This is a genomic window from Streptomyces sp. SAS_281, from assembly GCF_052542855.1.
Window position 1 is genome coordinate 16,526 of sequence record NZ_JBMNDO010000073.1, and the last position, 22,987, is coordinate 39,512.

Here is a 22,987-nt window from a genome sequence, read left to right on the forward strand (position 1 = left end):
TTGTCCGCCCGCCCACGGCTTTGCGCATCCACGGTTGCTCGAGTCCTCCGTCGGTGCCACGCGAGGCGCCTCCCCCGAAAAGGCGCTCAGTCTTTCTCTCCAGAAGTGCGCGGCCGGACGGCCGGTAGCACCGGATCGCGTCACACTATCCGTCCCATTCGGCGTCCAGCGACGCGCGTGACGCATTCCACGGCCCTTACAACCGGGCATTCTTCCCATTGCGCGCGGAATGTTGGCGTCTGTTTGGCCATTGCTTTACCGCTTGCACAGGTCGGTCGCGGCATTGTTCCCCGAATACGTAGGTGTGGGCGACGGGCCCGAGGCGTCGGCCGTGCCCGGGTTCTTGTCGTCGCTCTTGAGTTTGTCGGCGGGCACCACGGCGACCGGCTTGTCGTCGCGCAACTGCTTGAACAGCTTGTCCGCGGCGGGCTGCACCAGTTCGTCCCGGTTCCTGTTGAGGTGGTACGGCTGCCGGGGCACCGTCAGGAACTGCACCTTGTCGGTGGGGACGTCACGCATGCCCCGCACCAGGTCGTAGAGGTCCTTCAGGCTGTTCAGGCCCGGGTCGGTGGTCAGCGCCTTGGTGGCCGCGTCCAGCACCGGGTAGAGCCGCGTCGGGTTGAGCAGGACGCCGTTGCTCTGCACCTTGTTGACGAGCGCGCCCAGGAACTGCTGCTGGCGGTCCATGCGATCGGTGTCGCTCCCGTTGCCGAGCGACTTCCGGGCTCGTACGTAGCCGAGTGCCTGCTCCCCGTTGAGCTTGTGCCGGCCCGCGTCGAGCTTGAGGTGGGCGTCCTTGTCGTCGACCGGCTCCTTGAGGCAGATCTCCACCCCGTCCACCGCGTTGACCATGTCCTTGAAGCCGTTGAAGTCGATGACCATGTGGTGGTCGACGCGGATGCCCGTCATCTTCTCGACGGTCCGGATGGTGCAGGCCGTCCCGCCCATCTCGAAGGCCCAGTTGAACTGCGCGAACTGCGCTCTGGTGGCGGTCTTGTCGGCCTTGTGGCAGACCGGGATGTCCACCATCAGGTCGCGCGGGATCGACATCGCGGTCGCGCTCTTCCGGTTCGCCGCCAGGTGCAGCAGGATCGTCGTGTCCGAGCGCTGGCTGCCGCCGTCGTCGCGGCCGTACTCGCGGTTGTCGCCGGCCCGGCTGTCCGAGCCGATCAGCAGGATGTTCTCCGCGTCGTGCACGACGGAGACCGGCCGCTCCTTCTCGTACGCCTTCAGCTCGGCCGCCGCCGAGGTGTCCGTCCGGATGTTGCCGTCCAGCTTCTTGTACAGCCACCAGCCGACGCCCGCCGCGACGAGCACGACGAACGAGGCGCCGAGCGCGGTCCAGCGGAGCCAGTGGCGCTTGCGCCTGACGGTGATGTCGAGGCCCCCGCCCCCGCCTTTCGACGGCCCCTCCGGGGCGGGTCCGGGGCCGCTGCCGGACCCGCTGCGGGTCTCACCGCCGGGGGCGTCGCCCGTGCCGGGCCCGCCCTCGTCGCCGGACGCGCCGCCGGTGCCGGGCTTGCCCCCGTCGCTGGACGCGCCGCCGGTGCCGGGCTTGCCCCCGTCGCTGGACGCGCCGCCGGTGCCGGGCTTGCCCCCGTCGCTGGACGCGCCGCCGGTGCCGGGCGCGCCCGCCTCGCCGGACGGAGGTGCGTCCGGCGTCCGGTCCTCGCCCGCGGCCGAGTCGTCGGGGTCGCCCGGAGTGCCGGCGCTTTCGGTCACGTCTGCGTCCATCCTTCACGTTCGGCGGCGCGTTGGGCCGCCGGTCGGAGAAGTAGACGGCTGAACCTCACGCTTGGTTGTGCCTCGGCTGGTCTGTACGGCAGATCATGTACCGGAGTTGAGCGCCGACACGGGGGACTCGGCCCACGATGGGCCGGACGGGTGCCCCCCTCGTGCCTCTTGTCATACCGGTCCCGGGCGCTGTCACACCGTCAGCGTGACCCGCTCGCTCTCCACCCGCTGCGCCAGCGCCTCCGCGCCCACCCGGTCGAGGTGGCGGCACAGGACCACCGAGCCCCCGGTCGCCAGCGGCGCGTACAGCCCGGCGCAGAGCCCGTCCCAGGTGTCGTAGGAACGCCCCGACAGCAGCCGGGAGCCGGCGCCCAGGCCCAGCGCCGCACCGTCCTCGCGGCCCCGCGCCACCAGTTCCGCCGCGGTGAACGAGACCCCGCCCACCGTCAGCGCTGGCGCGTCCGGGTCCACCGGGGCGAACGGCGCGAACCGGTCGCCCTGCCCCGGTACCTCCACCGCGTAGTCCGCGAAGCCCTCGGGTGCCTGCGGGAACCGCCCGCCCAACGGGCGCAGCGCCAGGGCGATCCGCTCGCCCCGGCAGGCGCGAGCCGCGTCCAGCGTGTCCGGGCCGGAGACGACCAGGTCGGCGGCGGCCGGGTCGCCCTGCACCTCGGCGACCACGCCGACCGAGGCGCACGCCAGCAGCCAGACCGCGGACTGCCAGTGCGCGGGGAGCAGCAGCGCGAGCCGGTCGCCGGGCTCCGCGGCCAGATCGCCCTGGAGCAGGTTGGCGGTCTTGGCCACCCAGTTGGCGAAGGTGGCCACCGACAGTTCGACGCGCTCACCGGTGGCGTCGTCGTAGAAGGTGACCAGGGGGCGGGCCGGGTCCGCGGCGAGCGCGGAACGCAGCAGGTCGGCGGGGGTGCGGTCGCTGGCGTTCATGGGCGAAAGCGTACGCGGCGGGGCCGGGCGCGGGAGTTGGCGCGCGTACACCGGCAGCGACCGCGACGGACGCGCAACCCCAGGCCCGGGAACGCGTCTCCACAGGAAGCGGGGGACCGCCGGAACGACGTCGGCCCTCCCGGGAGGCCGTTCAGCCCCGCGGTCCGAGGGCGCCCCCCGCGGCTGCATACACTGGCCAGCCGAAGAAGCTGTTGTCCCATCCCCGCTGGGCTCGGGACCCCTGGCACGGCCGCTCGCGGCGTTGCCGAAGTGCCCGAATGGCTCCGCCATGAGGACACATCGGCGCCTTGCGATCGACCGCACCGGACGCCCCGGGCTGATCCAGCGGGGATGGGACGACAGCTTCACACGACGCCCGGCCCCAGCAGGAAGCGAAGACAGTGCTGTGACAGAGGCAAAAGAAGCGATCCTCCTGGTCGGCGGCAAGGGAACCCGGCTGCGCCCGCTCACGGTGCACACGCCCAAGCCCATGGTTCCGGCGGCGGGCGTCCCCTTCCTCACGCACCAGCTGGCGCGTGCCCGGGCCGCCGGGGTCGAGCACATCGTCCTCGCCACCTCGTACCTCGCCGAGGTCTTCGAGCCGTACTTCGGCGACGGCTCCTCGCTCGGCCTGCACATCGAGTACGTCACCGAGCGCGAACCGCTCGGCACCGGCGGAGCCATCCGGAACGTCGCCCACCGCCTCGCCTCGGGCCCGGACGAACCGGTCCTCATCTTCAACGGCGACATCCTCACCGGGCTCGACATCCGGGCCCTGGTCACCTCGCACGCCGACTCCGGCGCGGACGTCTCCCTCCATCTGACCCGGGTCGAGGACCCGCGCGCCTTCGGCCTCGTGCCGACCGACGGCACCGGCCGCGTCACGGCCTTCCTGGAGAAGCCGCAGACGCCCGAGGAGATCGTCACCGACCAGATCAACGCCGGCGCGTACATCTTCCGCCGCTCGGTCATCGACACCATCCCGGCCGGCCGCCCCGTCTCCGTCGAACGCGAGACCTTCCCCGGGCTCCTCGCCGACGGCGCCCACCTCCAGGGCATGGTCGACTCCACGTACTGGCTGGATCTCGGCACTCCGCAGGCCTTCATCAGGGGCTCCGCCGACCTGGTGCTCGGCCGCGCGCCCTCCCCGGCGGTGCCCGGCCGCTGCGGCGACAGCCTCGTCCTGCCGACCGCCTCGGTCGCCTCCGACGCCAAGCTCTCCGGCGGTACGGTCATCGGCGACGGCGCGGTGATCGGCGCGGGCACCCGGATCGACGGCTCCACCGTGCTCGCGGGCGCGGTCGTCGAACCCGGCGCGGTGATCACGGACTCCCTGGTCGGCGAGCGCGCCAGGATCGGCAGCCGTACGGTGCTGGCCGGCGCGGTCGTCGGGGACGGCGCGGAGGTGGGCGCCGACAACGAGCTCCGCGAGGGCGTCCGCATCTGGTGCGGGGCGCGCCTGCCGGACGCGTCGGTGCGGTTCTCCTCGGACGAGTGAGCAGGCCGGCGACTCAGGCCCGTACGGGGACCGGGTGGCCGAAAATCGCCGTACCCTCGACAGGTAGCCCCGACGACCGAGGACCTCATCCGTGGCAGGACGCTTCGCTCCCCGCAACGCCCGGCGCGCGCCCGTCCCGCACCAGGCGGCGGCCACGCCCGTACCGGCGGCGCAGACCCGTGTCTGGACGCCGCCGGGCCCGCTCGACCTGAGGCTCGTCCTCGGCCCCCTGCGCCGCGGCCCCGCCGACCCCACGTTCCGGATGGTCGCCGACGGCTCCGTGCGCCGGGCCAGCCGCACCCCCGAGGGCCCCGGCACGCTGCATGTCGTCGCCCGGGACGGCCGGATCGAGGCGTCCGCCTGGGGACCCGGCGCGCCCTGGCTGCTGGACCAGCTGCCCACGCTGCTCGGCGAGGGCGACGACCCGGCGGCCTTCACCCCGCGCCACCGCCTCCTCGCCCAGACCCAGCACCGCCGCCCCGGACTGCGGCTGCTGCGCACGGGCCTGGTCCTGGAGTCGCTGATCCCGTCGGTCCTGGAGCAGAAGGTCACGACGGACGAGGCGTACCGCGCCTGGCGCCTCCTCGTGCGCCAGTACGGGGAGCCCGCGCCTGGCCCGCAGGAGTACGGCCTCTACGTCATGCCGGACGCCCGCACCTGGTCGCTGATCCCGTCCTGGGACTGGCACCGCGCGGGCGTCGACAGCAAGCGCTCGGCGACGATCCTGCGCACGGTCCGCGTGGCCCGCCGCATGGAGGAGGCGGCCGCGATGGACCTCCCCGACGCGCTGACCCGCCTCCAGGCGATCCCGGGCATCGGCCCCTGGACGGCGGCGGAGACCCTGCAGCGCTCGAACGGCGCGCCGGACGCGGTGACGGTGGGCGACTTCCACCTCCCCGGCATCGTCGGCCACGCCCTGGCGGGCAACCGCCACGCGGACGACGAGGAGATGCTGATCCTCCTGACCCCGTACGAGGGCCAACGCCACCGGGCGACCCGCCTGATCCTGCTCTCGGGCGCGACGCCCCCGAGAAGAGCACCACGCTTCCAGCCGAGAGACATCGCGCGGCTGTGACGCCCAGCCCGCCCGGCGATGAAGTCCCAACCCGCCTGGCGGCGAAGTCCAGCTCCCCCGGCTGTGAAATCAGCCCGCCTGGCGGTGAGGTCCGCCCCCCTGGCTGTGAAATCAGCCCGCCTGGCGATGAGGGCCGCCCCCCCCTGGCGGTGAAATCAGCCCGCCTGGCGGTGAAGTCCGCCCCCCCCTGACGGTGAAATCAGCCGGTCGGGCGATGAATTCAAGCCCGTCCGGCGATTGAGGACGAGGCCCGAGCCACATCGAGCCCGCAGGCGGACTCCGGGCCGGGCCGAATCCGAGCCCGTGGAAGCGCACCGGGCCGGGCGGAATCCGAGCTCGCGGACGCGCACCGCGCCGGGCCGGGCCGAATGCAAGCCCGTCCGGCGATTGAGGACCGGGGTCCGGGGCAGAGCCCCGAAACCGCCCCGCGCCGCCGCAACCTCACCGCACCACGACGAAGTCCTCCGCGGAACGCCCCACCCGCGGCCCGGGGGCCGCCACCGCGTGCCCCACGGCCACCGCTCCCAGCGGGTCCCAGGACGCCGGCAGCCCCAGAACGTCCCGCACCACATCCCGGCAGAACATCGTCGAGGACACCCACGCCGACCCCAGCCGCTCCCCGGCCAGCGCCACCAGGAAGTTCTGGATGCCGGCCCCCGCCGCGACCACGAACATCTCGCGCTCCGCGCCGTCCCGCCGCTCGTCCCCGTACGTGTGCGAACCGTCCATGACCATGCACGGCACCACCAGATACGGCGCCCGGCGCAGCACATCGCCCCGCCGCACCCGCTTGGCGACCGACTCCTCGCTCTTGCCGTCGCGCCGCAGATCGGCGATCCACGCGTCCCGCATCGCGTCGAGCAGCCGGGTCCGCGACTCCGGGGACTCCAGCAGCACGAACCGCCACGGCGTCGTGTGGTGCGGCGCCGGCGCGGTCACGGCGGCGGCGACCGCACGCCGCACCGCCCCCGGATCCACCGGCTCGTCCGTGAACTCGCGCACCGTACGCCGCTGCGTCACCGCCTCCCGGACCGCCTCGGAGGTCCCCAGCCGGAACATGTCGTCGGCCGCGACCCGCACCAGCGCACGGGCGTCCTGCTCGTCCGCCGCGTCCACGACATGCCTGAGCCCGCGCACCACGGCGACGGGCAGCCCGTCCGTCTTGCCCTTGACCAGGTCGCCGGCGGCGGCCAGCTCGTCGGCGGTGGCGATCACGGTCGCGCTCAGCGGATTGCCGTGCGCGTCCCGCCCGCCCCGCAGGTCGTCCAGCACCCGCACTCCCGCCGCCCCGATGGCGACATCGGTCAGCCCGTTGCGCCACGGCCGCCCGAAGGTGTCCGTGACGAGGACGCCGACCTCGACGCCGAGCGCCGCCCGCAGCCCTTCCCGGATCGCCCGGGCCGAGGCGTCGGGGTCCTCCGGGAGCAGCAGGACCGTCCCGGCGGGGGTGTTCGACGCGTCGACACCGGCGGCGGCCATGACCAGTCCCTGCCGGTTCTCCACGATCCGCAGCGGACCGCGCCGCGCCACCACCCGTACCGTCTCGGCGTCGATCGCCGCCTCCCGGTCGGGGGCCCGCACGATCCGGCCCTCCGCCTTGGAGACGATCTTCGAGGTGACGAGCAGGACGTCACCGTCCACGAGTCCCGGCCCGGTGGCCGCGATCAGCTTCGCGAGGTCGTCCCCGGGCCGCACCTCGGGCATCCCGGGCAGGGCCCACACCCGGTAGGCGGGGGCGTCGGCGGCGCTCACGCGCGGACCTCCTCGGCGAGGGCGAGCGCCTGCCGCGCCATCTCGGCGGTGGCGGCGACGTCGGTCATCATCAGCGGTACGGACCGGCAGCGGATGCCCGCGGACTCCACCCGCCCGACGGCGCCCGCGTCCACGGTGTCGACCAGCCAGCCGTCGAGCAGCCCGGAGCCGTAGTGCTCGGCGACGGCGGCGGCGGTCGACTCGACGCCCACCGCCGCGAGGACCTTGTCGGCCATCCCGCGCACCGGCGCGTCGCCGACGATGGGGGAGAGGCCGACGACCGGCACCCCGGCCTCGGCGATGGCCTCGCGGATGCCGGGCACGGCGAGGATCGTCCCGACGGAGACGACCGGGTTGGACGGCGGGAAGAGGATAACGTCGGCCCCGGCGATCGCCTCCAGGACACCGGGAGCCGGCTTCGCCTGCTCCGCGCCGACGGGCACGATCGCCCGCGCCGGCACGGCGGCCCGCAGCTTCACCCAGTACTCCTGGAAGTGCACGGCCCGGCTCTCGCCGTCCTCCTCGATCGCCACGTGCGTCTCGACGCGGTCGTCGGACATCGGCAGCAGCCGGACGCCCGGCTTCCAGCGCGCGCAGAGCGCCTCGGTGACGGCGCTGAGCGGGTAGCCCGCGCCGAGCATCTGCGTACGGACGATGTGTGTCGCGAAGTCGCGGTCGCCGAGCCCGAACCACTCCGGGCCCACGCCGTACGCGGCGAGCTCCTCCTTGACGCGGAACGTCTCGTCGGTGCGGCCCCAGCCCTGCTCCTCGTTGATGCCACCGCCGAGGGTGTACATCACGGTGTCGAGGTCGGGGCAGACCTTGAGCCCGAACAGATGGATGTCGTCACCGGTGTTGCCGATGACCGTGATGTCCGCGTCGGGCGCGGCCTCCTTGAGACCCCGCAGGAAACGAGCACCACCGATACCGCCGGCCAGAACCACAATGCGCATGCAAACAGTCTGTCAGGCGGAGCGCGGTCCTCGTCGGGGGGCCGTTCAGGCAGTCGCGGCCGCCGGGGCGCACTGCGCGGCGTGCATCGGCATGTCGGTGAGGCCCGGGTAGTACACGTGCAGGCTGACGGCCGGTTCCAGGGAGTCGTTGACCACCTCGTGCGCGTAGCCGGGCGCGAAGACCCGCTGCGCGCCCGCGCCCAGCGTCCGCCTTCCCCGGTCCGTACGTTCCGTCAGTTCGCCGTCGAGCACGGTCAGGACACCGGAGGAGGGCCCGTGGTCGTGCAGTCCGCTGCCCTGCCCGGGCACCCAGCTGAGGAGCCAGACCTCGTAACCGGGTGGGGTCTCCCCGGGCAGAGCGGAGCCGAGACCCCGGGGAACGGTGCGCAGGCGGTGGTACCAGCGGGTGGTGGCGTCGTACCGGACGAGCGGCGCCCACCGGGCGCGGTCGGCCGCGATGGTCCGGGCGAGGCCGACGAACTCCGCCACCGTGGCGGGGTGTTCTGGGGCGGGGCGGAGAAGGTGCTGGACCTCCAGGAGGTCGCCGGCGATCTGGAGGTCGCTGTCGCTGCTGTTCATGGAGCGTGGTTCCTCGGCAGGGTGCGAGTGCGGCGTGCGGTGCGGGGGCTCGTCGCGGGGTCCATGGGCGCCGGTGGCCGGAAAGCCGGAGAAGCGGCGCGGGAGGTGCGGGACGAGCGGTGCCGGGCCGGAGCGGGAGGGCTACGACGGCGTCGGCGGCATCAACAGCTGAGACAGCTGGAACAGCAACAGCGAGCCTGGACAGCGCTGCGGAACCCACGGGCGCGGGTCGCGTGCATCGCTGAGGTCACTGGCATGGCATCAAGGAGAACCAAAGAGCCGCCCGGTGTCAACCCAATGCCCGGTTTGGCGGCAATGTTTCACCTCATCCGGTTACTCCGTGCGGAGAAAGGTTTTAGCGGCCGATGGTGGGGACAGGTGGCGCAACAACCGCGCTGCCAAACGTGGGCGCGGCACCGTGACCCGAATGTGATCTTGGTCGCTTCAGTGATCGAATCGAAACGTGTCCGCGTCCGCAGGGGTTTGTCTCCATGGCGGACGGGAACACGGTAGCGCCCATGGCATATGTCAGGTTTTTGGTGATTTGAACACTTAACGCATACGGTTGGTGCCGCAGGGTGAATACCGGAGCCAATAGCAGATCCGGGCTTGACCAGCCAGAGCTACACGCTTGTAATTTCACCCGTGTCGTTCGGCCGATTCGGTAACGGCCGCATCACGGGACGCAAGAGACAGACGAGGGGCGCACATGACCGAGCTGTTCCAGCAACTGCTGGTCGAGGACGCGGACGAAGAGCTCGGCTGGCAGGAGCGCGCACTGTGCGCCCAGACCGACCCCGAGTCCTTCTTTCCCGAGAAGGGTGGATCGACCCGCGAGGCGAAGAAGGTCTGCCTCGCCTGTGAAGTCCGGTCCGAGTGCCTGGAGTACGCCCTCTCGAAGGACGAGCGGTTCGGCATCTGGGGCGGCCTCTCCGAGCGCGAGCGCCGACGCCTGAAGAAGGCCGCGGTCTGACCGGGCCGACCGGCCCGGCCCACCGCGCACGAACACCACGGCCCGCCGCCTGCACCCCCGCAGGCGGCGGGCCGTCGCCGTACCCGGGCAGCACCACCGCCATGCCCGCACGCACCGGAAATCCGCGCCGGCCGCTACCCGCTCACGCCCTCGTCCAACCGCTCCGCGCCACCCCGGTTACCCCTACCGTTAGTGTGGGGCCCCGTCCGAGACGCGCCAACGACCCGACAGAGCGCGCGTGTACACCGATGCAGCCCCCGGGGGGACGTCCCCCGGACCCGGCCGGAGGGCCCGTACCTCGATGTCCGTGCACAGCCAATCAACGGCGCCGTACGCGGCCGCCGCCGCCCCCGAGTTCCCCCGGCATGTCGTCACCGCCGTGCTCGTCTCCCACGACGGCGCACGCTGGCTGCCCGACGCGCTCGCCGGACTGCTCGGCCAGGAGCGCCCCGTACAGAACGTCGTCGCCGCCGACACCGGCAGCGCCGACGACTCCGCGCGCCTGGTCACCGAGGCCCTCGGCGCCGACCGCGTCCTGCACCTGGCGCGGCGTACGAGCTTCGGCACCGCCGTCGACGAGGCGAGCCGTACGGCCGGCGTCCTCACCCCGGACGACCTGCCCTACCTGAAGCGGCCCAGCGGCTGGGACCCGGTCACCCGGACCTGGCGCGACGAGGCGTACGAGATGCCCGAGCTGCCGCACGGCGAACCGGTGCAGTGGCTCTGGCTGCTCCACGACGACTGCGCGCCCGCGCCCGACGCGCTCGCCGAGATGCTCCGCGTCGTGGACAACGACCGGCACGCCGCGATCGTCGGCCCCAAGCTGCGCGGCTGGTACGACCGCCGCCAGCTCCTCGAAGTCGGCGTCTCCATCGCCAACAGCGGCCGCCGCTGGACCGGCCTCGACCGCCGCGAGCAGGACCAGGGCCAGCACGACCAGGTCCGTACCGTGCTCTCCGTCTCCACCGCCGGCATGCTCGTCCGGCGCGACGTCTGGGAGGAACTGGGCGGCTTCGACCGCAGGCTCCCGCTCATGCGTGACGACGTCGACCTGTGCTGGCGCGCCCACCTGGCGGGCCACCGGGTGCTCGTCGCCCCCGACGCCGTCCTGCGGCATGCCGAGGCGTCCGCGCGGGAACGCCGCCCCATCGACTGCGCCGGCCGCAATGTCGCCAGCCCGCACCGCGTGGACAAGGCGGGCGCCGTCTACACGATGCTCGTCAACGCACCCGGCAAGAAGCTGCCCTGGGTGATGCTCCGGCTCGTCCTCGGCACCCTGCTGCGCACCCTCGCCTACCTCGTCGGCAAGGTCCCCGGCCAGGCCGTCGACGAGGTCACCGGGCTCCTGAGCACCCTGCTGCGCCCCGGCCGCATCCTGGCCGCCCGCCGCGCCCGCGGGAAGGGCGCCGTCGACGCCGCCGAACTGCGCGGCCTCTTCCCCGCGCCCGGAGCCACCGTCCGCGCCACCGTCGAACAGGTCGCCGGGAACTTCGGCGGGTCCGAAGCCGACTCCGGCGGCTCCCGGCACGGCTCGGTCGAGTCCGGACCGGGCGGCGACGACGCCGACTACCTGGAGATCGACCAGTTCGCGCGGCTGAAGAAGGTCGGCCGCAAGCCGGGACCGGTCCTCTTCGCCCTGCTCCTCCTGGCCTCCCTCGTCGCCTGCCGCGACCTCATCGGCGGCGGCGCGCTGGCCGGCGGGGCCCTGCTGCCCGCCCCGGGCGACGTCTCCGACCTCTGGGCGCGGTACGCGGACGGCTGGCACACCGTCGGCACCGGCGGCACCCAGACCGCCCCGCCCTACCTCGCCGTCATCTCGGCCCTGTCCGCGCTGTTCCTCGGCTCCACCGGCTTCGCGCTCACCCTGCTGCTCGTCTGCTCGGTCCCGCTCGCCGGACTCACCGCGTACTTCGTCACCCGCCCGCTGCTGCCCTCGCGACTGCTGCGGGCCTGGGCGAGCGTCGCGTACGCCTTCCTGCCCGCTGCGACCGGCGCCCTGGCGACCGGCCGCCTCGGCACCGCCGTCCTGGCCGTCCTGCTGCCGCTGATCGCCCGCACCGCGGTCTCCGCGCACGGCATGCGCGCCTCCGGCGACGCCCGCGGCAGCTGGCGGGCCACCTGGGCGTACACCCTGCTCCTCACCCTCGCCATGGCGTTCACGCCGATCGTGTGGCCGCTCGCCGTGGTCCTCGGCCTCGGCGTCCTGGTGCTGCGACGCGGCGACATCACCGCGTACGGGCTCCGCTTCCTCGCCGCCGTCGGCACCCCGGTCCTGGTCCTCGCGCCCTGGTCGCTCTCGCTGCTGAGCAGCCCGTCCGCGTTCCTGGAGGAAGCCGGCCTGGAAACCGGTACGGGCTCCGCCTCCGCGCTGGACCTCCTCGGCCTCAGCCCCGGCGGGCCGAAGGCGGCGGGCGGCGTCCTGCTCCTCGGCATCGTCCTCGCCGCGCTGGCCGCCCTGCTGCGCGGGGAGCGGCAGTTCGCCGTCCGGACCGCCTGGGTCGCCGCGCTGGTCTCCCTCGCGTTCGCCGGGCTCGCCAACGGCTCCGGCTGGGCGGGCCCCGCCACCCTGGTCTACGGCGCCGCGCTCATCGCCGCCGCGCTGGTCGGCGCGGACGGTGCCCGCATCCGCGTCGCCGAACTGAGCTTCGGCTGGCGCCAGCCGGTCGCCGCCCTGATCGCCCTCGCGGCGGGCGTGGCCCCCGTGCTGGCCGCCGCCGGCTGGATGATCGGCGGCGCGGCGGGACCGCTGGAACGCCGCGACCCGGTCCAGGTGCCCGCGTTCGTCGCGGAGGAGAGCGGCACCCGCGACCAGCCGCGCACCCTGGTCCTGGGCGGCACCTCGTCCGCCTCCGTCGACTACACCCTCGTCCGCGGCTCGGGCGCCCGGCTCGGTGACGCGGAGCTGGCCGAGGCCCAGGGCGGCAACAGCCACCTCGACAAGGTCGTCGCCAACCTGGTCGCCGGCTCCGGCGCCGACCAGGGCAGCCAGCTCAGCGGCTTCGCGATCCGTTACGTCCTCGTGCGCGACGGGGCGCCCAAGCGGATGAGCCGGGTGCTCGACGCGACCCCGGGCCTGAGCCGGCTCAGCCAGCTCGACGGCAGCGCCCTGTGGCGGGTGGACCGGCAGGTCGCCCGGATCATGATCGTCCCGTCCGGGGACGGCGACGAGCCGCTCCCGGTGGGCTCCCAGCCCGTCGAGGCGCACACCAGGATCCCGGCGGGCGGCAACGGCCGGGTGCTGCGGATCGCCGACGCCGCCGACCCCGGCTGGGAGGCCACGCTCAACGGCCGCGCGCTGACCGCGAAGACCGTCGACGGCTGGGCCCAGGGCTTCGAACTGCCCGCCGAGGGCGGCACCCTGGACCTCACGTACGAGGAGCCCTTCACCCACACCGTGTGGATCTGGGCGCAGATGGCGCTCGCCTTGGTCCTCGTGGTCATGGCCCTGCCCGGCCGCCGCCGCGAGATCGACGACGACCTGCCCGAGGAGGCCGAGGCCGTCGCCGCCGAACCGGTCGCCGGCGAGGGCCGCCGCGCCCGCAGGCTGCGCGCCGCCGCCCTGGCCGAGAGCGAGGCCGCCGAGGGCGCCCCCGAGCGGCAGGACGCGGAGGGCGCACCGGCCCAGGAGGAGACCGGCGAGCAGCCCGCGTACGTTCCCGCCCAGCAGAGCGCCGAAACCGACCCGGCGGCCCCGGAGGGCGACGACAGCGTCTTCGTACCGCAGCAGCAGTACGGCGACTGGGAGGACGGGCAGGGCCAGTACCAGGACACGGGCTATCCGCAGTACCCGGACGGCGCCCCGTACCAGGACCCGCGGTACGCCGAGGGGCAGCAGCAGCCGGACACCGGCGGCTACGACCCGTACGGCTACCCCCAGTACCAGGAGGGCCAGTACCAGGACGGCCAGTACGCGGGCCCGTACGACCCGCCCGCGTACGACCCGCAGTCCTATGACCCGAACGGGTACGGCCCCGAGGCCGGGCAGTACGGCGAGCAGCACCCGTACGACCCGCAGAACCCCGAGAACCCCGCCCCGGGCCAGAACCCGTGGCCGACCGGTAACGCATCGCGAGGCGAGTCCGAGTGAAGTCCACCAGCAGCCTGTCCCTCATCGCCGGGGCGGTCGCCCTGGCCGCCGTCACCGGGTTCGCCGTGCTCAACGAGCCGTCCGGCGGCAGTACGGCCGAAGCGTCGACGGCCGCACGGCTGCCCGTGGAACGGACCAGCCTGCTCTGCCCGGCGCCCGGCCTCTCCGACCTCTCGGAGACGGCGTACACGGCCTTCACGCCGTCCGGCGGGAGTGGCGGCTCCACCACGGCCGGCACCGCCGAGCTCCTGTCCTCCGCGAAGGACGGCGACGCGAAGACCGACGACAAGTCCGACGACAAGGACAAGAAGGACAAGGGCAAGAAGGGTAAGGGGGACAAGCCGGTGGTCTCCCTCAAGGAGCCCGGCAAGCCCGCCACCGGCGAGGCGTCGGGCGCGGACTCGCCCGCCCTCATCGGCACCGCGACGGGCCGGCTCGCACCCGGCTGGACCGCCCAGCAGACCACCACCATCGAGGCGGGCGACGGACGCGGCCTGCTCGGCATCAGCTGCACCACGCCCGACACCGACTTCTGGTTCCCCGCGGCGAGCACCGCCAAGTCCCGCGAGGACTACGTCCACCTCACCAACCCGGACGACACCGCCGCCGTCGCCGACATCGAGCTGTACGGCCCGGACGGCTCCCTCAAGTCCGACGTCGGCGAGGGCATCACGGTCCCGGCGGGCTCCGGTGTGCGCGTCCTGATCTCGACGCTCACGAGCAAGGCCGCCGACGACGTCACCGTCCACGTCACCACCCGTACGGGCAGGGTCGGCGCGGCCGTCAGGACGTCGGACGACAAGACCGGCAGCGACTGGCTCACCGCGTCCGCCGAACCCGCCGGCACGCTCGTGCTGCCGGGCGTCCCGGCCGACGCGACCTCGGTCCGCCTGGTGGCCTTCGCGCCCGGCGACGACGACGCCGACCTCGGTCTGAAACTGCTCGGCAAGTCCGGCGCGGTCACCCCGGCCGGCCACGAGGAACTGCACGTCAAGTCACACATGACCGCCGGAATGGACCTCAAGGACATCACCCGGGGCGAGGCGGGCTCGCTGATGCTGGTGCCCTCCGAGAAGAGCAGGGCCACCCCGGTCGTCGCCGCCCTGCGCGTGGTCCGGGGCAAGGGCGACGAGCAGGAGGTCGCCTACATCCCCGCGACCGGCCCGGTGGGCGCCCGCGCGACCGTCGCCGACAACCGCTCCAAGGGCTCCGTCCTCTCCCTCACCGCCCCCGGCGCCGCCGCGACCGTCAAGGTCACGGCGTCGGCGGGCAGCGGCGGCGGTACGCCGGTCAGCAAGACGTACAAGATCGCGGCGGGCACGACCACGGCGGTCACCCCGCCCGTGCCGACGGGCCTCAAGGGCACCTACGCCCTGACGGTCGAGACGCAGTCCGGCGGACCGGTGCACGCCGCGCGCACGCTCACCGAGAAGGTGAACGGCATCCAGATGTTCACGGTGCAGACGCTGCCGGACGACCGGGGCACGGTGGAGGTCCCGACGGCCCGGCAGGACCTGTCGGTGCTGGACGACTGAGAGGGGGGCGGCCCTGGGGCCGCTACTCCTGTCCGTAACGGGGATCGACGGACTCGGGCGCCAGGCCCAGCAACTCCGCGACCTGCTCGACCACGATCTCGTGGACGAGCAGGGCGCGCTCGTCCCGGCTCTTGGTGCGGAGCTCGACAGGGCGCCGGTAGACGGTGATGCGGGCGGGCCGGCCCTTCTCGGCGGAGACCGCGTCGCCCAGCGGAACCGTCTCCTCCGCTGTCTCCGGCACCTCCAGGACGACGAAGTCGACCTCCGCCAGCTGCGGCCAGCGCCGCTCCAGCCGCTCCACCGAGTCCTGGACGAGATCGCGGAAGCTGTCCGCGCGGCTCGTGGACAGCGGCACCTGCGGCGGGGCGACGGGCCCGCGCATACCTCGGCCGTGTCGGTCCCGGCGCCGCGGACGCGGCTCGGACGGGCTGGGCGGTACGGAACTGTCCATCACCGACGCAGCCTAACCCCCGACGGCCCGCGCGGCCGGAGTGCGAGCGGCCCCGCGCCGCCGCCCCGCCCGCTCCCGAGCGGTCCGCCCCTGCCGCCCGGTCCGCCCCTGAGCGCTCCGGCCCCTGCCGCGCTGTCCGCTCTTGAGCGATCCGGCCACACCGGAGCCCGTTTCCGGCCCCGCTCGCGACCGCCGGACCGATGCCTTGTGAAAGGTTCGCGGCACAGAGGTGACCGGAATCATCGCCCTCAGGACCCTCGCCCTCTCCTCCCACGCAGGTCAGCGGAGTTGCCCGGGGGGCGCGTGTGCCGGAGGTCACAGGGCGACACGGAGGGGTGAGCCGGGGGAGAGTCGTCGCAGCCCGCTCAAGAGTGCGGTACCGTCCAACATCGTGAGCCCTGTACGTCGCTGTTCGCGCACCGCGTGCGGCCGCCCTGCCGTCGCGACACTGACGTACGTCTATGCCGACTCGACTGCGGTCCTCGGCCCGCTCGCCACCTACGCCGAGCCCCACTGCTACGACCTCTGTGCCGAGCACAGCGAGCGGCTGACCGCGCCCCGGGGCTGGGAGGTCGTGCGGCTCTCCGACCCCTCCGCGCCCAGCCGCCCCAGCGGCGACGACCTGGAAGCGCTGGCCAACGCCGTACGGGAAGCCGCACGTCCGCAGGAGCGCGGCGACGGCAGCCCGGGCGGCGGCCGCCGGACCGCGGATCCGATGGAGGTCGCCCGCAGGGGGCACCTCCGCGTCCTGCGCTCACCCGACTCCTGAGGGACCGCCGGCCGCCGGGTACGTTGGGCGGTCCGAAGCAACCCCCCAGGAGGACCGGCCCGTGACCGTAGACCTGTCGCAGCTCGTGAAGGCGTACGACGTGCGCGGAGTCGTGCCCGACCAGTGGGACGAGAAGCTGGCCGGACTCTTCGGGGCGGCCTTCGTCGAGGTGACCGGCGCGGACGCGATCGTGATCGGCCACGACATGCGCCCCACGTCCCCGGCCCTGTCCGGCGCGTTCGCACGGGGCGCGGCGGGGCGCGGCGCCGACGTCACGATGATCGGCCTCTGCTCGACGGACCAGCTGTACTACGCCTCCGGCGCGCTGGACCTGCCCGGCGCGATGTTCACCGCCTCGCACAACCCCGCGCAGTACAACGGCATCAAGATGTGCCGGGCGGGCGCGGCACCGGTGGGCCAGGACACCGGCCTGGCCGAGATCCGCGCGCTGGCCGAGGAGTGGTCCGAGAAGGGTGCCCCCGAACCGGTCGCGAGCCCGGGGGCGGTCACCGAGCGCGAGACCCTCACGGACTACGCCGCCCATCTGCTCTCCCTGGTGGACCTGACGGAGATCCGCCCCCTCAAGGTCGTCGTGGACGCGGGCAACGGCATGGGCGGCCACACCGTCCCCACGGTCTTCGCCGGACTGCCCGTGGACCTGGTCCCGATGTACTTCGAGCTCGACGGCACCTTCCCGAACCACGAGGCCAACCCCCTGGACCCGAAGAACATCACGGACCTCCAGGCCCGCGTGGTGGCCGAGGGCGCCGACCTGGGCCTCGCCTTCGACGGCGACGCGGACCGCTGCTTCGTGGTGGACGAACGGGGCGAAGGCGTCTCCCCGTCGGCGATCACCGCCCTGGTCGCGGCCCGCGAACTGGCCCGCAACGGCGGCCGGGGCACGATCATCCACAACCTGATCACCTCCCACTCCGTCCCCGAGGTCGTACGCGAGCACGGCGGCACCCCCGTCCGCACCAGGGTCGGCCACTCCTTCATCAAGGCCGAGATGGCCGCCCACGGCGCGATCTTCGGCGGCGAGCACTCGGCCCACTACTACTTCCGCGACTTCTGGAACGCCGATACGGGCATGCTCGCCGCCCTGCACGTCCTCGCCGCCCTGGGAGGCCAGGCGGGCCCCCTCTCGGCGCTGGTCGCGCAGTACGACCGCTACGCCGCCTCCGGCGAGATCAACTCCACGGTCGACGACCAGAAGGCCAGCACGGCGAAGGCCGCTTCCGCCTACGCCCACCAGGAGAACGCCACCACGGACACCCTGGACGGCCTCACGGTGACGACCCCCACCTGGTGGTTCAACCTCCGCCCGTCCAACACGGAACCGCTGCTGCGCTTGAACGTGGAGGCGAGGGACGAGGAGACGATGAGGCGGGTGAGGGACGAGGTCCTGACCCTGATCCGCGCATAGCGCTCGCCCGAACCCAGCCCCTGCGGCGGCCGACCCGTTCCAGCTCCTTCGCCGCCTGATCCATTTCAGCCCCTCCGGCGTTTGAGCAGCGGGGCCCGGGGCGGAGCCCCGGTTCCGGGAAGGGGCGGGTAGGGGAACACGCCCGCCGCAGGCGCACGCACCCCAACCCGCCCCCCGGCCCCCGACGCCCCACGACACGCACCCCACCCCACCCCAGCGGTAGGCTGACCACGCCCCCACAAGGGCCCCGACCACAGACCGCCCGAAGGGACACCCCATGCCGCTCGAAGCCGGCCTCCTGGAGATCCTGGCCTGCCCCGCCTGCCACGCCCCCCTGGACGACCAGACGGCAGCCGAGACCCCGGAACTCATCTGCACCGGCACCGACTGCGGTCTCGCCTACCCCGTCCGGGACGGCATCCCCGTACTCCTCGTCGACGAGGCCCGCCGCCCGGCGTAACCGGATCGACCGGCGCAACCGGCCCGAAGCGGCCGCACCGCACCCGCACCCGCCGGTGACCGGCATGTGATCGGAGGACCGCCCCATGCTCGACGAGTCGTTGCTCGACGCCCCCGACGCCCTGGCCCGAGCCGACCGCCGCGACCTGCTCCGCGGCGCCGCCGAGGCCGGGGCCCGGGTACGCACCGCCGCCCGGCACGCGACGGAGGCCGGGATCACCGAGCTGAAGCCGGAGGGCCGCCCGCGCGCCGTCCTGGTCGCCGGCCCCGGCACCGCCGCGACCGGCGTCGCGGACCTGATCGCGGCGCTCGCCGGCGCCTCCGCCCCGGTCACCCGAATCCCCCCGACCGGCGTCGCCCCCGCCCCCGGCGCACTCCGCTGGACCCTCCCCGGCTGGGCCGGCTCCGTGGACCTGCTGCTCATCGCCACGGCGGACGGCTCCGAACCGGGCCTCGCCCTCCTCGCGGAGCAGGCGTACCGCCGCGGCTGCACGGTCGTCGCCGTCGCCCCGCTGCGCTCCCCGCTGCGGGAGGCGGTCCACGGCGTGCACGGCGTCGTCGTCCCGATGGCCTCCGCCCCGCACGGCGAGTACGACGCCGAGACGTCCGCCGCCGGCCCCGGCACCCTCTGGGCCCTGCTCACCCCGCTCCTCGCCCTGCTCGACCGCGTCGGCCTGGTCACTGCCCCCGCCGACGCCCTCCAGCGCGTCGCCGACCGCCTGGACCGCACCGCGGAGCGCTGCGGCCCGGCCGTCGCCACGTACAGCAACCCGGCCAAGACCCTCGCCGCCGAACTCGCGGACACCCTTCCGCTGATCTGGACGGAGGGCGAAGCGGCAGGCCCGGTCGGACGCCGGTTCGCCGCCGTCCTGTCGGAGCTCTCCGGACGCCCGGCCCTCGCCGCCGCACTCCCGGAGGCGCTTCCCACGCACGGGGGCCTGCTGGCGGGCGCCTTCGCCGCGGGCGCGGACCCGGACGACTTCTTCCGCGACCGCGTCGAGGAGTCGGAGCCCCTGCACGCCCGGGTGGTGCTGCTCCGAGACCGCCCGACCGGCGGCCTCAGCGCAGCCCCGGCCGCCCGCGAACTGGCCCTGGGCCACGACACGGCGATCAGCGAGCTCGAACCGGAGGAGGGCAGCACGCTCGAATCCCTCGCGGAACTGCTCGCCGTCACCGACTTCGCCGCGGTCTACCTGTCGCTCGCCTCGGCCCCCGGCGCCTGAGACACCCGCACCACGCCAAGACAGCACAGCAACACAAGGACTGATCCATGGACCGGCTCTCCAACACCGTGCGCCCGTATGCCTGGGGCTCGACCACCGCGATCCCCGCCCTGCTGGGCGTCGCCCCCACCGGCGAGCCGCAGGCGGAGATGTGGATGGGCGCCCACCCGGGCGCCCCTTCCCGGATCACCCGCACCGAAGCCGGCAGCGCCCACGCCGAGCAGCCCCTCACCGAGGTCATCGACGCCGACCCCGCCCGCGAACTCGGCACGGCGACCGTCGAGAAGTTCGGCCCCCGCCTGCCCTTCCTCCTCAAGCTGCTCGCCGCGGGCGCCCCCCTCTCCCTCCAGGTGCACCCGAACCTGGACCAGGCCAAGGCGGGTTACGCGGACGAGGAGAGCCGGTCCGTCCCGATCGACGCTCCCCACCGCACGTACAAGGACGCCAACCACAAGCCCGAGCTGATCTGCGCGCTCACCCCCTTCGACGGCCTGTGCGGATTCCGGCGGCCCCTGGAGGCGGCCGAGGCGATGGAGGGCCTGGGCGTCGACTCCCTCAAGCCGTACGCGGACCTGCTCCGCGCCCAGCCCGAGGAGGCCGCGCTGCGCGAGGTCCTGACGGCGATCCTCACCGCGGACCCGGACGAGATGGCCGAGACGGTGACCGCCGCCGCGGCCGCCGCGGAGCGGATCGGCGGGGCCTACGCGCCGTACGCCCGCATCGCCCACCACTTCCCCGGCGACGCGGGCGTCATCGCGGCCATGCTGCTCAACCACGTACGGCTCCAGCCCGGCGAGGCGCTGTTCCTCGGCGCGGGCGTCCCGCACGCCTACCTCGACGGCCTCGGCGTCGAGATCATGGCCAACTCGGACAACGTGCTGCGCTGCGGCCTGACGCCCAAGCACATCGACGTACCCGAACTCCTGCGCATCGTCCGCTTCGAGGCGACCGACCCGGGCATCCTGCGCCCGGAGGCGTCCCCGTCGGGCGAGGAGCTGTACGAGACGCCCGTGGACGAGTTCCGCCTCTCCCGCTTCGACCTGTCGCCCGGCGCCGCTCCCGCCGACCTGACCGCGTCCACCCCGCAGATCCTGCTGTGCACGGCGGGTGCTCCGAGCGCCGGCGACCTCGCCCTCGCGCCCGGCGAATCGGTCTTCGTACCGGCGGGCGAGCGGGTACATGCGTCCGGAGCGGGCACGCTGTTCCGTGCGACAGTGGTGGCCTGACGCACCGTCCGTGACGAGGGCTGCAACAATGTGCCGCCACACCGCGGCCGTCGGAGCCGCAGACCGAAGAAGGGACACCAGGCACCCATGAGTGCGTCAGGCGGAACCAAGGCGATCGTGGCGGCACTCGGCGCCAACCTCGCGATCGCAGTGGCCAAATTCGTGGCGTTCCTGTTCAGCGGGTCCTCGTCGATGCTCGCGGAGAGCGTCCACTCGCTCGCCGACTCCGGCAACCAGGGCCTGCTGCTCCTCGGCGGCAAGCGGGCCGAGCGCGAGGCCACTCCGCAGCACCCCTTCGGGTACGGCCGCGAGCGCTACATCTACGCCTTCCTCGTCTCCATCGTCCTGTTCTCCGTCGGCGGCATGTTCGCGGTGTACGAGGGCTACGAGAAGATCCGCCACCCCCACGAGCTGGAGGCGTGGTACTGGCCGGTCGGCGTCCTGGTCTTCGCGATCATCGCCGAGGGCTTCTCCTTCCGTACGGCGATCAAGGAGTCCAACGAGTCGCGCGGCCAGCTCAGCTGGACGCAGTTCATCCGCCGTGCGAAGGCCCCGGAACTGCCCGTCGTGCTTCTCGAGGACTTCGGCGCGCTCATCGGTCTGGTCCTCGCCCTCGGCGGCGTCGGCCTGGCCCTCGGCACGGGCGACGGCATCTGGGACGGCATCGGCACCCTCTGCATCGGCATCCTGCTGATCGTCATCGCGATCGTGCTGGCCGCGGAGACCAAGTCCCTGCTGCTCGGCGAGGCCGCCGGCGCCGACCAGGTCGAGAAGATCAAGGCCGCGGTGGTCGACGGCGACACCGTCACCAAGATCATCCACATGCGCACGCTCCACCTCGGCCCGGAAGAGCTGCTGGTCGCCGCCAAGATCGCGGTCCAGCACGACGACACCGCCGACGAGGTCGCCAACGCCATCAACGCCGCCGAAGCACGCATCCGCGCCGCCGTCCCGATCGCCCGGGTGATCTACCTGGAGCCGGACATCTACAACGCCGCGGCGGCGGCAGCCGGCACCAACCCGGCCAAGGCCCCCGGAGGCACCCACGCCACCCCCGGCCCGGAAGCCCCCGAACCGGGAGCCGCCGAGCCGGGCTCCGACCCGGCCGACACCCCGGCGGGCACGGAGGACACCGGCCCGACGGAATCCGGCCACTGACCGCACCGGACCCGCCATCGCACACCCCGTACAGCCGCTCCCACCCCGGATCCGCCCCGGTGGACTGGGAGCGGCTGCGCCGTTCGGTGTAGATTCGACGGCAGTGTCAGACGTCGCTGCTGATGGCGGTCGATCGGTCCGTACGCCGGACCGGCCGAGGGAGAGAGGGCCTCCGACGGACTGCGCTGCGAGCGCCCGGGCATTCGTGTGCCCGCCGCCGCAGAGCCGCCCTACCCACCCTCGACTCCACAACGAGGAGCAGCCCGTTATGACGACGGTCGCCAATCGACAGGACTTCAAGGTCGCCGACCTCTCCCTCGCCGCCTTCGGGCGGAAGGAGATCACCCTGGCCGAGCACGAGATGCCCGGTCTGATGTCGATCCGCAAGGAGTACGCCGCCGCGCAGCCGCTGGCCGGCGCCCGCATCACCGGCTCGCTGCACATGACCGTGCAGACCGCCGTGCTGATCGAGACCCTGGTCGCCCTCGGCGCCGAGGTCCGCTGGGCCTCCTGCAACATCTTCTCCACCCAGGACCACGCGGCCGCCGCGATCGCGGTCGGCCCGAACGGCACCCCCGAGGCTCCCGCCGGCGTCCCGGTCTTCGCCTGGAAGGGTGAGTCGCTGGAGGAGTACTGGTGGTGCACGGAGCAGGCTCTGACCTGGCCGAACACCCCCACCGGCGGCCCCAACATGATCCTGGACGACGGCGGCGACGCCACCCTCCTGGTCCACAAGGGCGTCGAGTTCGAGAAGGCCGGCGCGGCCCCGGACCCGGCGACGGCGGACAGCGAGGAGTACGCGCACATCCTCACGCTGCTCAACCGCACGCTCGGCGAGTCCCCCCAGAAGTGGACCCAGCTGGCCTCCGAGATCCGTGGCGTCACGGAGGAGACCACGACCGGTGTGCACCGGCTGTACGAGATGCACCGTGACGGCAGTCTGCTGTTCCCGGCGATCAATGTGAACGACGCGGTGACGAAGTCGAAGTTCGACAACAAGTACGGCTGCCGCCACTCCCTGATCGACGGCATCAACCGCGCCACCGACGTCCTGATCGGTGGGAAGACCGCCGTGGTGTGTGGGTACGGGGATGTGGGCAAGGGGTGCGCGGAGTCGCTGCGTGGCCAGGGTGCCCGGGTGATCATC

General features: G+C 73.4%; 18 protein-coding genes. 12 read left to right on the plus strand and 6 right to left on the minus strand.

Going from position 1 to position 22,987, the window contains the following annotated elements; all coding sequences use genetic code 11:
- Positions 1–255: 255 nt before the first annotated feature.
- Together ACN6LM_RS24875 and ACN6LM_RS24880 are read right to left on the minus strand one after the other, a co-directional pair.
- Positions 256–1,722, minus strand: a complete 1,467-nt coding sequence (locus tag ACN6LM_RS24875) for an LCP family glycopolymer transferase (RefSeq protein WP_445067598.1) — start codon at positions 1,720–1,722, stop codon at positions 256–258.
- 204 nt (positions 1,723–1,926) lie between these two features.
- Positions 1,927–2,676, minus strand: a complete 750-nt coding sequence (locus tag ACN6LM_RS24880) for a TIGR03089 family protein (protein WP_445067599.1) — start codon at positions 2,674–2,676, stop codon at positions 1,927–1,929.
- A 406-nt stretch (positions 2,677–3,082) separates the two neighbouring features.
- Between ACN6LM_RS24880 and manB the strand changes: the two genes are divergently transcribed.
- Both manB and ACN6LM_RS24890 read left to right on the plus strand, forming a co-directional pair.
- Complete coding sequence (manB, locus tag ACN6LM_RS24885) at positions 3,083–4,174, plus strand: mannose-1-phosphate guanylyltransferase (protein WP_445067600.1); 1,092 nt, start codon at positions 3,083–3,085, stop codon at positions 4,172–4,174.
- A 91-nt stretch (positions 4,175–4,265) separates the two neighbouring features.
- Positions 4,266–5,249: a DNA-3-methyladenine glycosylase family protein gene (locus tag ACN6LM_RS24890; protein WP_445067601.1), complete on the plus strand. Its 984-nt coding sequence runs from the start codon at positions 4,266–4,268 to the stop codon at positions 5,247–5,249.
- A gap of 441 nt (positions 5,250–5,690) precedes the next feature.
- Here ACN6LM_RS24890 and ACN6LM_RS24895 read toward each other — a convergent pair whose 3' ends face one another.
- Genes ACN6LM_RS24895 through ACN6LM_RS24905 form a run of 3 tightly spaced genes read right to left on the minus strand, consistent with a single transcriptional unit; the run spans position 5,691 to position 8,533 of the window.
- The gene (locus tag ACN6LM_RS24895; protein ID WP_445067602.1) at positions 5,691–7,001 is read right to left on the minus strand and encodes a coenzyme F420-0:L-glutamate ligase; all 1,311 of its coding nucleotides are present in this window, start codon (positions 6,999–7,001) and stop codon (positions 5,691–5,693) included.
- The gene (gene cofD, locus ACN6LM_RS24900) at positions 6,998–7,954 is read right to left on the minus strand and encodes a 2-phospho-L-lactate transferase (RefSeq protein WP_445067604.1); all 957 of its coding nucleotides are present in this window, start codon (positions 7,952–7,954) and stop codon (positions 6,998–7,000) included. Before cofD ends, ACN6LM_RS24895 begins: the two co-directional genes overlap by 4 nt.
- Before the next feature lie 45 nt (positions 7,955–7,999).
- Positions 8,000–8,533, minus strand: a complete 534-nt coding sequence (locus tag ACN6LM_RS24905; protein ID WP_445067605.1) for a cysteine dioxygenase — start codon at positions 8,531–8,533, stop codon at positions 8,000–8,002.
- Positions 8,534–9,242: 709 nt separating this feature from the next.
- Between ACN6LM_RS24905 and ACN6LM_RS24910 the strand changes: the two genes are divergently transcribed.
- The 3 genes from ACN6LM_RS24910 to ACN6LM_RS24920 all read left to right on the plus strand — a co-directional run bounded on the left by ACN6LM_RS24910 (position 9,243) and on the right by ACN6LM_RS24920 (position 15,128).
- A complete protein-coding gene (locus ACN6LM_RS24910) occupies positions 9,243–9,506 on the plus strand; it encodes a WhiB family transcriptional regulator (protein WP_018103995.1) in 264 nt (87 codons plus the stop codon).
- A gap of 301 nt (positions 9,507–9,807) precedes the next feature.
- A complete protein-coding gene (locus ACN6LM_RS24915) occupies positions 9,808–13,593 on the plus strand; it encodes a glycosyltransferase (protein WP_445067606.1) in 3,786 nt (1,261 codons plus the stop codon).
- Positions 13,590–15,128: a DUF5719 family protein gene (locus ACN6LM_RS24920; RefSeq protein ID WP_445067607.1), complete on the plus strand. Its 1,539-nt coding sequence runs from the start codon at positions 13,590–13,592 to the stop codon at positions 15,126–15,128. Before ACN6LM_RS24915 ends, ACN6LM_RS24920 begins: the two co-directional genes overlap by 4 nt.
- 22 nt (positions 15,129–15,150) lie before the next feature.
- Here ACN6LM_RS24920 and ACN6LM_RS24925 read toward each other — a convergent pair whose 3' ends face one another.
- Positions 15,151–15,579 (minus strand): metallopeptidase family protein, encoded by a 429-nt coding sequence (locus tag ACN6LM_RS24925; protein WP_203601512.1) that lies wholly within the window; start codon positions 15,577–15,579, stop codon positions 15,151–15,153.
- 391 nt (positions 15,580–15,970) lie between these two features.
- Between ACN6LM_RS24925 and ACN6LM_RS24930 the strand changes: the two genes are divergently transcribed.
- The 7 genes from ACN6LM_RS24930 to ACN6LM_RS24960 all read left to right on the plus strand — a co-directional run.
- Complete coding sequence (locus ACN6LM_RS24930) at positions 15,971–16,348, plus strand: DUF3499 domain-containing protein (RefSeq protein ID WP_445067609.1); 378 nt, start codon at positions 15,971–15,973, stop codon at positions 16,346–16,348.
- Positions 16,349–16,409: 61 nt separating this feature from the next.
- A complete protein-coding gene (locus ACN6LM_RS24935) occupies positions 16,410–17,774 on the plus strand; it encodes a phosphomannomutase/phosphoglucomutase (RefSeq protein WP_445067610.1) in 1,365 nt (454 codons plus the stop codon).
- Between the two features lie 277 nt (positions 17,775–18,051).
- Positions 18,052–18,234 (plus strand): Trm112 family protein, encoded by a 183-nt coding sequence (locus ACN6LM_RS24940; protein WP_445067611.1) that lies wholly within the window; start codon positions 18,052–18,054, stop codon positions 18,232–18,234.
- A gap of 85 nt (positions 18,235–18,319) precedes the next feature.
- Entirely contained in the window at positions 18,320–19,456 is a 1,137-nt protein-coding gene (locus ACN6LM_RS24945; RefSeq protein WP_445067612.1) for an SIS domain-containing protein, read from the plus strand.
- A 47-nt stretch (positions 19,457–19,503) separates the two neighbouring features.
- Positions 19,504–20,682 (plus strand): mannose-6-phosphate isomerase, class I, encoded by a 1,179-nt coding sequence (gene manA / locus ACN6LM_RS24950; RefSeq protein ID WP_445067614.1) that lies wholly within the window; start codon positions 19,504–19,506, stop codon positions 20,680–20,682.
- Positions 20,683–20,769: 87 nt separating this feature from the next.
- On the plus strand, positions 20,770–21,840 hold the full coding sequence (locus tag ACN6LM_RS24955; protein WP_445067615.1) for a cation diffusion facilitator family transporter: 1,071 nt from the start codon (positions 20,770–20,772) through the stop codon (positions 21,838–21,840).
- 268 nt (positions 21,841–22,108) lie between these two features.
- The coding region (locus ACN6LM_RS24960; RefSeq protein ID WP_445067616.1) for an adenosylhomocysteinase at positions 22,109–22,987 on the plus strand (879 nt) is incomplete at its 3' end.